At 71.0% G+C, this 11735-nt stretch carries 11 protein-coding genes; 2 read left to right on the forward strand and 9 right to left on the reverse strand.

What is annotated here, in order from left to right; all coding sequences use genetic code 11:
• Positions 1 to 48: 48 nt before the first annotated feature.
• The 4 genes from ACY1JX_RS07165 to glmS are packed head-to-tail and all read right to left on the reverse strand — an operon-like array spanning position 49 to position 5387.
• Positions 49 to 1032: an alpha/beta fold hydrolase gene (locus tag ACY1JX_RS07165; RefSeq protein WP_286929231.1), complete on the reverse strand. Its 984-nt coding sequence runs from the start codon at positions 1030 to 1032 to the stop codon at positions 49 to 51.
• A complete protein-coding gene (gene alr, locus ACY1JX_RS07170) occupies positions 1029 to 2138 on the reverse strand; it encodes an alanine racemase (protein ID WP_286929229.1) in 1110 nt (369 codons plus the stop codon). Before alr ends, ACY1JX_RS07165 begins: the two co-directional genes overlap by 4 nt.
• Positions 2135 to 3538 carry an NAD(P)H-hydrate epimerase gene (locus ACY1JX_RS07175; protein WP_462565706.1) on the reverse strand — a complete coding sequence of 468 codons (1404 nt, stop codon included), beginning with the start codon at positions 3536 to 3538 and terminating at the stop codon, positions 2135 to 2137. Before ACY1JX_RS07175 ends, alr begins: the two co-directional genes overlap by 4 nt.
• 4 nt (positions 3539 to 3542) lie before the next feature.
• Positions 3543 to 5387 carry a glutamine--fructose-6-phosphate transaminase (isomerizing) gene (glmS, locus tag ACY1JX_RS07180; protein ID WP_462565707.1) on the reverse strand — a complete coding sequence of 615 codons (1845 nt, stop codon included), beginning with the start codon at positions 5385 to 5387 and terminating at the stop codon, positions 3543 to 3545.
• Between the two features lie 45 nt (positions 5388 to 5432).
• Here glmS and coaA point away from each other — a divergent pair, with 45 nt between their 5' ends.
• Positions 5433 to 6383, forward strand: a complete 951-nt coding sequence (gene coaA, locus ACY1JX_RS07185) for a type I pantothenate kinase (protein WP_181754606.1) — start codon at positions 5433 to 5435, stop codon at positions 6381 to 6383.
• Between the two features lie 12 nt (positions 6384 to 6395).
• Here the strand turns inward: coaA and ACY1JX_RS07190 are convergent, their stop codons facing one another.
• Genes ACY1JX_RS07190 through rplM form a run of 5 tightly spaced genes read right to left on the reverse strand, consistent with a single transcriptional unit; the run spans position 6396 to position 10186 of the window.
• Positions 6396 to 7367: a GNAT family N-acetyltransferase gene (locus ACY1JX_RS07190; RefSeq protein ID WP_286929222.1), complete on the reverse strand. Its 972-nt coding sequence runs from the start codon at positions 7365 to 7367 to the stop codon at positions 6396 to 6398.
• A 38-nt stretch (positions 7368 to 7405) separates the two neighbouring features.
• Positions 7406 to 7864, reverse strand: a complete 459-nt coding sequence (locus ACY1JX_RS07195) for a GNAT family N-acetyltransferase (RefSeq protein WP_462565708.1) — start codon at positions 7862 to 7864, stop codon at positions 7406 to 7408.
• A 2-nt stretch (positions 7865 to 7866) separates the two neighbouring features.
• Positions 7867 to 9213 carry a phosphoglucosamine mutase gene (gene glmM / locus ACY1JX_RS07200; protein ID WP_286929218.1) on the reverse strand — a complete coding sequence of 449 codons (1347 nt, stop codon included), beginning with the start codon at positions 9211 to 9213 and terminating at the stop codon, positions 7867 to 7869.
• Between the two features lie 13 nt (positions 9214 to 9226).
• Complete coding sequence (rpsI, locus tag ACY1JX_RS07205) at positions 9227 to 9724, reverse strand: 30S ribosomal protein S9 (RefSeq protein WP_181754600.1); 498 nt, start codon at positions 9722 to 9724, stop codon at positions 9227 to 9229.
• A gap of 18 nt (positions 9725 to 9742) precedes the next feature.
• A complete protein-coding gene (gene rplM / locus ACY1JX_RS07210) occupies positions 9743 to 10186 on the reverse strand; it encodes a 50S ribosomal protein L13 (RefSeq protein ID WP_181754598.1) in 444 nt (147 codons plus the stop codon).
• Positions 10187 to 10430: 244 nt separating this feature from the next.
• On the opposite strand from rplM, the gene ACY1JX_RS07215 reads away from it, so the two are divergent.
• Positions 10431 to 11726 (forward strand): citrate synthase, encoded by a 1296-nt coding sequence (locus tag ACY1JX_RS07215; RefSeq protein WP_181754596.1) that lies wholly within the window; start codon positions 10431 to 10433, stop codon positions 11724 to 11726.
• The last annotated feature ends 9 nt before the right edge of the window (positions 11727 to 11735 follow it).

Here is an 11735-nt window from a genome sequence, read left to right on the forward strand (position 1 = left end):
ACGTCGGCACCGGCATGAGGGGACTCTCGATCACTCGCTGGCGCTCGCTCATGCGATGTCCTTCAGGACCCGCTCGATCGCCTCCGTCACCTGCTCGTGCTCCTCCAGCATCACCATGTGGCCGGCGTCGTTGACCGGCACGAGCTCGGCTCCGGCGATGTGGCGCGCGAGCCAGCGGCTGTGGCTGAACGGCGTCATCACGTCCTTCGTCCCGCACACCACCGAGGTGCGGCAGCGCGAGATGGCGCCCAGTCCCGCCCCGAGGTCGAGCTCGACGAAGTTGTCGTAGAAGTTCAGCACCACCGCGGTGGGGGCGCGCAGGATCATCTCGTCGGCCATGTCGACGATCGCAGGCTGCGCGTGCGCCCCGAACGCCCAGCGACGGATGATCGAGTAGCTGTTGAACTCGCGGCCCCAGTCGAGCAGCGGGCTGGCGGCCTTCACCAGCGGCACGACGAAGCGCAGGCCGGGGCTGCGCCGCATCAGCTGGCCGGCGCTCGTGCTGATGAGCACGACGCCCTTCACGCGGTCGTCGAACAGCTCGGGATCGAGCTGGGCCAGCTGCATGACGGCCATGCCGCCCATCGAGTGCCCGACGATGACCACGGGCCCTTCGGCGGCGTGCGCGTCCAGCACGCGGCGCAGGTCGTCGGCCATGTCGTGGAGCGAGGAGTTGCGCGGACCGCTGCGTCCGGAGCGTCCGTGCGATCGCTGCTCCATGAACACGAGACGGGCCTGGTCGCGCAGCGCGAGGCGCTGGAAGTGCCACGTGTCGAGGTCGCACATCCAGCCGTGCACGAAGACGACGGTCGGCGCCGGGCCCTCGTCGACCTCGACGTGGATCGGGACGTCGTCGGCGGCGGAGACGTAGTACGAGTCGCCACGAACCGTGCCGAACGCGATCTCCTCGCCACGCTGGAGGCGGCGCTGCTCGGTCTTGCGCTTGTTGAGGATCGTCGCGGCGGCACCGGCCACCCCCGCCGCCGCGAAGGCGCCTGCGGTGGCTGCGACACGTCCTGCGACCGATGTCATCGCTCTCCTCGGTAGGTCCGGGACCACCGTCCGGCGAGGCGCGTGACGATCTCGTAGGCGATCGTGCCGGCGGCGTCCGCCCAGTCCTGGGCGGTGGGCTCGCCGTCGTCGCCGGGCCCGAACACCGTGACCGGATCGCCGATCCGGGCGGGCCGGTCGCCCAGGTCGACGACCAGCTGGTCCATGCAGATCGTCCCACGGACGGGCGCGCGGCCGCCCGCGAACCCCACCTGCGCCCGGTTCGAGGCGGTGCGGTGGATGCCCTCGCCGTAGCCCACCGGGACGAGGCCGAGGGTGGTCTCACGGTCGGCGCTCCAGCGCCAGCCGTAGGACACGGAGCTGCCCGCCGGGACCCGTTTGACGTTCGCCAGCACAGTGCGTGCGGTGAGGATGGGACGCACGTCAGGTACGGGGACCGCCGGGTCTGGAGCGATGCCGTAGGTGGCGATGCCGAGGCGGACGAGGTCGAAGTGGGAGGACGGACGCGTGACCGCCGCGGCGGAGTTCGCGAGGTGGCGCAGCGCCGGGTGGACGCCTGCGGCGGCCAGCTGGTCGACCGCGGCCCGGAACACGGCCTCCTGGTGGTCGTTCGCCGGGTGCTCGGGCTCGTCGGCGCTGGCGAAGTGCGACCAGACGCCCGTGACCTCGATCCGGCCGGCGGCCTGCATGCGAGCGGCGGCCGCCACGAGATCGTCCCACTGCGGCCCGAAGGCACCGTTGCGCGACAGTCCCGTGTCGACCTTGAGCTGGACGCGCGGGCGGTCGCCGGCGGCGGCGATGGCCTCGAGCTGATCGACGCCGGAGGCGGTCACCTCGACGTCCGCGCCGATCAGCTCGGTGAAGGGAGCGCCGGGCACCGCGAGCCAGCACAGCAGCGGCCCGTGGTCGCCGGCGGCGCGCAGCTCGAGCGCCTCGGCCGGCGTGGCGACCCCGAGCCAGTCCACCGAGGCCTGCCGGGCGGCGCGCGCGACGGGGACCATCCCGTGCCCGTACGCGTTCGCCTTCACCACGGCCATCTGCAGGGCTCCGGGCGCGTGGGCCCGCAGCGCCGCGAGGTTGGCGCGGTACTGGTCGAGGTCGATGACGAGCTCCGCGTTGGCGCTCACGGACGGCCACCCCGGGGAACGTCGTCACAGAAGTCGTGGAGGACGGGGCGCAGCTCGCGCGCGACGTCGGAGGCGACGAGGGGGCCGCCGAGGCGCTCGGCGGCGAGCCCGTGCAGCAGGGCGCCCACCGAGCCGGCGTCGAAGGATTCGAGGCCGGCGGCCAGCAGGGAGCCGATGAAGCCGGCCAGCACGTCACCGGAGCCGGCCGTGCCGAGCCACGGGGTACCGGTGAGGTTCACCCGCAGGCGGCCGTCCGGGGCGGCGATGACGGTGCGCGGTCCCTTGAGCAGCACCGTGGCGCCCCACCGCGCGGCGGCCTCGCGGGCGTGGCGCAGCGGGTCGGCCTCGACGGCTTCGCGGTCGGTGTCCAGCACCGCGGCGAGCTCGCCGGCGTGCGGCGTCAGGAGGGCGTCGACCTCGAAGGTGTCGGGCAGGTGGTGCAGCGCCGTCGCGTCCACGACCACCGGCACGTCGTCGCGGAGCGCGGCGGCGAGCGGCGCGGGCGTGTCCTCGCCGCCCGACCCGACGACCCACGCCTGGACCCGCCCGCGGCGGGCGACGATCTCGGGCGCGCGGTCGACGACCCGGCGCGCCAGCTCCTGGGCGCCGACGAAGCGGATCATGCCCGCCGGACCGGCCTGGGCCCCCGCGACGCAGAGGTGCGCGGCACCGGCGTACTGCGGGGAGCCGGCTCGGACTCCCAGTACGCCGCGCGTGTACTTGTGGGCGTCACGTCCCGGCACGATGGCGTCGCGGAACCGCGGCCCGTCGCCCGGCCCGAGCGCCTCCAGGGCGGACTCGGCGGCGAGGTCAAGTCCGATGTCGACGACGTCCACCTCGCCGGCCAGCTCGGCCGCCGGACCGGCCAGCAGGCCGTACTTGGCGGTGGCGAAGGTGACGGTCAGGTCGGCGCGGACCGCGGGCCCGTCGAGCCGGCCGTCGTCGACGCCGATGCCCGACGGCACGTCAACGGCCACCACGAAGGGCCGCTCGCGCTCGATCCACCGCGCCCACGCGGCCGCCGTGCCCTCGAGCCCGGGGCGCGCCCCGATGCCGAAGATCGCGTCCACGACGAAGCGGTGGCCCTCGGGTCCCCCGACCACGCGGGCACCGGCCTCGCGCGCGGCCTCCAGCCCGGCGGGGTGTACCGCCGCCGGGTCGAGCAGGCACAGGTTGACCCGACGGCCCTCGCGGCACCAGTGCGCGGCGGCGAACAGCGCGTCGCCGCCGTTGTTGCCCGGACCGACCAGGACGACGAGCGCCTCGTGGGCGGGCACGACCCGCGAGACCCGGTGCGCCAGCGCCGTGGCGGCGCTCTGCATGAGGGCGTCCCAGCCCCGCTCGGCGGCGGCGACCTCCTCCGCCGCGCGCACCTGCGCGACGGTGTGGGCGGTCAGCATCGGATCACTCGACCGTGACGGACTTGGCCAGGTTGCGCGGCTGGTCGACGTCGTGACCCAGCAGCTCGGCCAGCTCGCCCGCGAAGATCTGCAGCGGCACGGTGGCCACGAGGGGCTGCAGGAGGGTGGGCGTCCTCGGCAGCCGGATCACGACGTCGGCGAAGGGTACGACCGAGTCGTCGCCGTCCTCGACCAGGACGATCGTGTAGGCACCGCGGGCCCGCACCTCCTGGATGTTGCTGACGATCTTCTCCTGCAGCTGGTCGCGCGCCCGGGGCGGCACGACGACGAACATCGGCAGGCCCTTCTCGACCAGCGCGATCGGCCCGTGCTTGAGCTCACCGGCGGCGAACCCCTCGGCGTGGACGTAGGCCAGCTCCTTGAGCTTCAGCGCGCCCTCGAGCGCCACGGGGAAGCCGACGTGGCGGCCCAGGAAGAGGAACGAGCGCCGGTCGACGAGGTCGGCCGCGAGCTTGCGCACCTGGTCACCCTCGTCGAGCATCCGCTGGACCTTCGCGGGAATGGCGTGCAGCTCGTCGATGACGTGGCTGATCTCGTCGCCGTACTTCGCGCCCTTGACCTGGGCCAGGTAGAGACCGAGCAGGTAGCAGGCGACCATCTGCGAGAGGAAGCCCTTGGTGGACGCGACCGCGATCTCGGGACCCGCGTGCGTGTAGATCACCGCGTCGGACTCGCGCGGGATCGTGGAGCCGTTGGTGTTGCAGATCGACAGCACCCGGGCGCGCTGCTGGCGCGCGTAGCGGATGGCCATGAGGGTGTCCATGGTCTCGCCCGACTGGCTGATCGCCACGACCAGCGTGGAGCGGTCGATGATCGGGTCGCGGTAGCGGAACTCCGACGCGAGCTCGACCTCGCAGGGGATGCGGGTCCAGTGCTCGATCGCGTACTTGGCCACGAGGCCGGCGTAGGAGGCGGTGCCGCACGCGATGACGATGATCTTGTCGATCTCGCGCAGCTCGTCGTCGGACAGGCGCATCTCGTCGAGCTGGAGACGGCCGTCGGCCCCGACGCGGCCGAGCAGGGTGTCGGCGACGGCCTTGGGCTGCTCGTCGATCTCCTTGGCCATGAACCACTCGTAGCCGCCCTTCTCGGCGGCGGTGACGTCCCAGTCGACCGTGTAGGCGGTGGTGGGCGCCTCGCGGCCGTCGAAGTCGGTGACCTCGATCGAGTCGGCGGTGATCGTGACGACCTGGTCCTGGCCCAGCTCGATGGCCTCGGCCGTGTAGTCGATGAACGCCGCCACGTCGGAGCCGAGGAAGTTCTCGCCGTCGCCCCGTCCCACCACGAGCGGGGAGTTGCGCCGGGCGCCCACGACGACGCCGGGGTTCAGGGCGTCGGCGAACACGAGGGTGAACGCGCCCTGGAGCTGCCGGCACACCGCGCGCACGGCGCCGGGGAGGTCGGCGGTCTGCTGCAGCTCGCGGTGCAGCAGGTGGGCGACGACCTCGGTGTCGGTCTCGGACGCGAACTCGTAGCCCGCGGCCTCGAGCTCGTCGCGCAGCACTATGAAGTTCTCGATGATGCCGTTGTGCACGACGGCGACCCGCTCACCCGGGTCGAGGTGGGGGTGGGCGTTCGCGTCGGTGGGGCCGCCGTGGGTGGCCCAGCGCGTGTGGCCGATGCCGGTGGTGGACGCCGGCAGCGGGTGCTCGGACAACTCGGCGTCGAGGTTCGCGAGCTTGCCGGCCTTCTTCGCCCAGGCGATCCGGTCGCCGTCGACGACGCCGACTCCGGTGGAGTCGTAGCCGCGGTATTCCAGCCGTCGCAGACCGCCCATCACGACGTCCAGCGCCTGGCGATGGCCCACGTATCCGACGATTCCACACATGGGTTCAGGGTACCGACTGAGCGGTGGGCGAGGTCGCTGGCAACAATGGTCGGTATGTCACGGGACCCGTCCCCCTACGTGGAGCTCGAACGCTCCGCGTGGGCCGAGCTCGCACGCGATGCCGTCCAACCGATGTCCGGCGAGGAGATCGAGCGCGTCCGGGGCCTCGGGGAGGAGCTCGATCTCGAGGAGGTGCAGCAGGTCTACGTGCCCCTCACGCAGCTCATCAGCCTGCGCGTCCGGCTGGCCGAGGCGCTCTACCGGGCCACCGAGCGGTTCCTCGGCGATCCCCAGCCCGACCGTGTGCCGTTCATCATCGGCCTGGCCGGATCGGTCGCGGTCGGCAAGTCCACCACGGCGCGCCTGCTGCGCGACCTGCTGGCCCAGCACGACGACCACGCGCACGTCGCCCTCGTGACCACCGACGGCTTCCTGCTGCCGAACGCCGAGCTCGAGCGGCGCGGCATCATGCACCGCAAGGGTTTCCCCGAGTCGTACGACCGCAAGGCGCTGCTGCGCTTCGTCATGCAGGCCAAGAGCGGCGCCGAGCACATCGAGGCGCCGGTCTACGACCACCTCACCTACGACCGCACCGACGAGACCGTCTCGCTGAAGCGTCCCGACATCCTCATCGTCGAGGGCCTCAACGTCCTCGCTCCCCCGCGCACCCGTGGCGACGGCTCGCCGGGCCTGGCGATCAGCGACTTCTTCGACTTCTCGGTCTACGTCGACGCGAACAGCCGCGACATCCGCCGCTGGTACATCAGCCGGTTCCTGCGGCTGCGCGAGACCGCCTTCGCCGATCCCGCGTCGTACTTCCACCGCTACAGCACCCTGACCGACGCCGAGGCCGTCATGCGCGCCGAGGAGCTCTGGGACACGATCAACTGGCCGAACCTGCGCGAGAACGTGGCCACCACCCGCGGCCGCGCCGACCTCGTGCTGCGCAAGTCGGCCGACCACACGGTCGAGTGGGTCCGGCTGCGCAAGCTCTGACCGCCGGCACCGTCAGGCGAGGTGCTTGACCCACTGGTCGGCCCACGCGCTGGCGCGGTAGCCGAGGTCCTCGTTGACGGCGATCATGTGGTCGTTCTGGGCGTCGTTCCACGTGACGACGCGGCGACGGCCGGGCATCAGGTCGCTGGACTCGCGCATGGCCTGCTGCTTGAGCGAGAAGCCGAGCCCGTGGCCGCGGTGCTCGGGCAGCACGAGGGTGTCCCACTGGTAGACCTCGGGCGTCCCGTGCGGGAACAGCAGCTGCGTGTGGCCGGCGAGCGTGCCGTCGGGCGCGACCGCCACCACGGTCTGGGCTACCCGGCGCTGGCGCTTCCACTGGTCGACCTCGTGCAGCAGCCGGTCGGGGTCCCAGTACTCGTTCTCCAGCTGCGTCTCCCCGGACGGCGCCTCCTGGTTGAGCAGCGCGCGCAGGTGCGCGTACTGCTCGAGCCACTGCTGCGGCGGGGCGCCCCGCCACGCGGCCAGGGTGTACCCGTCCCGGGGCTCGGCGGGCGGCACGTCGGCCGGCAGGGCGAGCTCGCGTTGGACCAACTGCGTGTCGAAGCGGTAGCCGCGGGCCAGCATGAACTCACGCCCGGACCCGGTCTCGTCCTCGATCGGGCGCAGCGTCTCGGTGAGGACCTGGTCGCGGCCGTCCTCGGCCACGCGCAGCTCCAGGCGCTCGAGCAGGGCGGTGCCGTGGCCGCGCCGTCGCAGCTCGGGCGGCACCCACACCTCCGCGAACGCGGTGGTGGCGTTGTCTCGCTCGGGCAGCTCGGCCAGCGCCACCGCGACGACGGTCTCGCCGTCGCGCAGCAGCAGGGAGTCGCAGCGGGTGTAGGCGTCGCCGATGAGCAGCACGCGCAGCTCGTCGGCGGACCACGGCTGGTCGATGTAGCGCTCGTTGGACCGCAGGTAGACGTCGTGGAACTCCACGAAACTGCCGTGGTCGGTGGGATCGAGCACGTCGATGGTCAAGCTCACCCGGGCATTCTCGCACCGAAGCACGGGCGCCGACAGGGTCAGATCGCGCGGGTGAGGAAGACGCTGTGGGGGTCGGGCACGTAGTCGGCGAACGGCTCGCACGGCTCGAACCCGTGACGGACGTAGAGGCGCCGGGCGGGAGCGAAGTACGGCTCGGTGCCGGTCTCGAGGCTCAGCCGGGTGAAGCCGCGTTCGCGCGCGTTCCGGACGAGGTGCTCGAGCAGCGTGGTGGCCACACCGCGGCCGCGGGCGAGCGCCGTCGTGCGCATCGACTTGATCTCACCGTGCCCCGATCCGAGGTCCTTGAGCGCTCCGCAGCCCAGCAGCCGGCCGTCCTCGCGAGCCGTCCAGAAGCTGATCGCCTCGTGCCGCAGGGCGTCGAAGTCGAGCGCGTGCACGCTCTCGGCGGGGCTGGTGGCGAACATCTCGGTGAGGTGCTCGGACAGCAGCGCGCGGACGTCGTCGCAGTCGAGCCCTCCCGGCTCCACGGTGACCATGGTCAGAGCGCGAGGGTCGTGCGGACGACGCCGGCGAGGTGGTCGGCGATCTCCTGCGCCTGGTCGGCGGTGGGCGCCTCGACCATGACGCGCACGAGCGGCTCGGTGCCCGAGGGACGCAGCAGCACGCGACCGGAGTCGCCGAGCTTCTCCTCGGCGGCCGCGACCTCGGCCAGCAGCACCTCGTGGCTGGCGGCACCGGCGCGGTCGACGCCGCCGACGTTGACGAGCACCTGCGGCAGCCGCTGCATCACCGAGGCCAGCTCGGACATCGTGCGGCCCGTGGTGGCCATCTCGGCGGCCAGCTGGAGCGCCGTGAGAGTGCCGTCGCCGGTGGTGGCGTGGCGGCCCATGATGACGTGGCCGGACTGCTCGCCGCCCAGCGTGTAACCCCCGGCGCGCATCTCCTCGAGCACGTAGCGGTCGCCGACCGCCGTGCGCAGGACGGTGATGCCCGCGGCGTCCATCGCGCGGGAGAAGCCGACGTTGCTCATCACCGTGGCCACGACCGTGTCGTCGACCAGCAAGCCCTCGCGCTTGTCGCGCAGGGCCAGGATGGCCAGGATCTGGTCGCCGTCGACGACCTCGCCGAACTGGTCGACCGCCAGGCAGCGGTCGGCGTCGCCGTCGAACGCGAAGCCGACGTCGGCCCGGCGCTCGACGACCACGCGGCGCAGGTCGTCCAGGTGCGTGGAGCCGCAGCGCTCGTTGATGTTGAGCCCGTCGGGCTCGGCATGGATCGCGATGACCTCGGCGCCCGCCCGGGCGAAGGCGTCGGGGGCCGCCTCGTGGGTGGCGCCGTTCGCGCAGTCGAGGACGACACGCATCCCGTCGAGGCGGGTGGGCAGGGTGTCGAGCAGGTGGCGCACGTAGGCGCCGAGTCCGGCGTGGCTGTCACCGACGCGACCCACGTCGGCACCCGTGGGCCGGTCCCACGGCTCCTCGAGGCGCTGCTCGATGGCAGCCTCGATCGCGTCGTCGAGCTTGACCCCGCCGCGCGCCAGGAACTTGATGCCGTTGTCGGGCATCGGATTGTGGCTGGCGGAGATCATGACGCCCATGTCGGCCTCGAGGAACGCCGTCAGGTAGGCCGCACCGGGGGTGGGCACCACGCCGAGGCGGTGCACGTCGACCCCCGCAGACGCCAAACCCGCGACCACCGCGGCCTCCAGGAATTCTCCGGAGGCGCGGGTGTCGCGGGCGACGACTGCCGTGGGGCGCTGGTCGGCGAAGGCACCGGCTTCGCCGAGGACGTGGGCCGCGGCGACCGAGAGGTCGACCGCGAGCTCGGCGGTCAGGTCCCGATTGGCCAGACCCCGAACACCATCGGTACCGAAGATCCGGCCCATGCGCGCCGGCAGATCAGCGCTTGCTGTACTGCGGCGCCTTGCGGGCCTTCTTGAGTCCAGCCTTCTTGCGCTCCTTGATCCGCGAGTCGCGGGTCAGGAGGCCGGCCTTCTTCAAGGTGGGTCGGTTGACCTCGACGTCGATCGCGTTGAGCGAACGGGCCACACCGAGGCGCAGCGCGCCGGCCTGGCCGGTCATGCCGCCGCCGCTGACGCGAGCGATCACGTCGAAGGAGTCCACCAGGCCGGTGACGGCCAGCGCCTCCTTGGCGATCTGCTGGTGCAGCTTGTTCGGCAGGTGCTCCTCGAGCGGCTTGCCGTTGACGGTCCAGACGCCGGTGCCGGGAACGATGCGAACCCGGGCCACGGCCTCCTTGCGACGGCCGGTCGCCGAGCCGGGAGCGATGATCGACTTGATCTCGCCGGTCGCGGCAGCGCCGGAGGACTCCGACGTGTAGGCGACACCCTCGGAGTTGGTGGTGTACTCGGTCTCTTCGGTGGTGGTCTCAGCCACGATGAACCTGCTTCTCGCTTACTGGGAGATCTGCGTGATCTCGAACGGCTGGGGCTTCTGGGCGGCATGCGGGTGATCCGGGCCGGCGTAGACCTTCAGCTTCGTGATGAGCTGACGGCCGAGACGGTTCTTGGGGAGCATGCCGCGCACCGACTTCTCGATCGCCTTGCGGGCGTCCTTGTCGAGCAGGTCGCCGTAGGCGATCTGCTTCAGGCCGCCCGGGTAACCGCTGTGGCGGTAGACGTTCTTGTCGGAGCGCTTGTTGCCCGACAGTGCGACCTTGTCGGCGTTGATGATGATGACGAAGTCACCACCGTCGACATGGGGCGCATAGGTGGGCTTGTGCTTGCCTCGCAGGAGGGTCGCCGCAGCAACCGAGAGACGGCCCAGGACAATGTCCTGGGCATCGATGACGTGCCACTGACGGGTGATGTCAGCAGGCTTCGGGCTGTACGTACGCACGGCGTGACCTTCTCGCTGCAAATCGAAATCTGTGAAGTCGGGACTTTCGCGTCGGTCGGGCACGATCCACATGACATGCCGCAACACAACGACTGCCCAGATTACCTGCCCGCACCCACGCGGGTCAAAACGGGTCACCACAACGTGACCCTGCTCTCGCGCGAGAGTGCGGGGGACACTAGGTTGGAGTGGGTCGCTCACCCCCGCGGCCGTTACTTCTCTGACGTCACAGGAGACCCGAATCGTGACCGACAAGCAGACGCTGACCATTCGTGACAACCGCTCCGGCGAGGAGTACGAGGTCGAGATCACCGACGGCAGCATCCGCGCCGCGGACCTGGGCAAGATCGGCAAGTCCGACGACGACCCGGGCCTGGCCGTCTACGACCCGGGCTTCACCAACACCGCCTCCACGCGCAGCGCCGTCACCTACATCGACGGCGACAAGGGCATCCTCGAGTACCGGGGCTACCCCATCGAGCAGCTCGCCGAGTCCTCCACCTACCTGGAGGTCGCCTACCTGCTCATCCACGGCGAGCTGCCCACGAAGGAGCAGCACGACCAGTGGGTGCACGAGATCACGTTCCACACCTTCGTGCACGAGAACCTCAAGAGCCAACTGCAGGGCTTCCGCTACGACGCGCACCCCATGGGCATGCTGCTGTCGAGCGTCGGCGCCCTGTCGACGTTCTACCCCGAGGCCCGCAACATCAAGGACCCGCAGATCCGCCACGAGCAGATCGTGCGCATGATCGCGAAGATGCCGACCCTCGGCGCCTGGTCCTTCCGCCACGCGCAGGGCAAGCCGTACGTCTACCCCGACAACGACCTGTCGTACACCGAGAACTTCCTCTCGATGCTGTTCCGCATGAGCGAGCCGAAGTACGACCCGGACCCGCGCCTGGCCAAGGCCCTCGAGGTGCTGTTCATCCTGCACGCCGATCACGAGCAGAACGCCTCCACCAACGCGGTGCGCTCGGTCGGCTCCAGCCAGGTCGACCCGTACTCGGCGGTCACCGCCGGCATCGCGGCCCTCTACGGCCCGCTGCACGGTGGCGCCAACGAGGCCGTCCTCAAGATGCTGAAGCGCATCAAGACCAAGGAGAACGTCCCGGCGTTCATCGAGGGCGTCAAGAACGGCGACGAGCGCCTCATGGGCTTCGGTCACCGCGTCTACAAGAACTACGACCCGCGCGCCACGATCATCAAGAAGGCCTGCGACGACGTCTTCGAGGTCACCGGGGTCAACCCGCTGCTCGAGGTCGCCCAGGAGCTGGAGAAGATCGCGCTCGAGGACGAGTACTTCGTCAAGCGCAAGCTCTACCCGAACGTCGACTTCTACTCGGGCCTGATCTACGAGGCCCTGCAGTTCCCGCCGGAGATGTTCACGGTCCTGTTCGCCATCCCCCGCACGTCGGGCTGGCTGGCGCAGTGGCTCGAGCTGGTGGACGACCCGGAGCAGAAGATCGCCCGCCCCAAGCAGATCTACACCGGCGGACGCCAGTTGGACTTCGTTCCGGCCAGCGAGCGCTGGAAGTGAGCTGACGCA

Source organism: Aeromicrobium sp. JP4, from assembly GCF_054957925.1.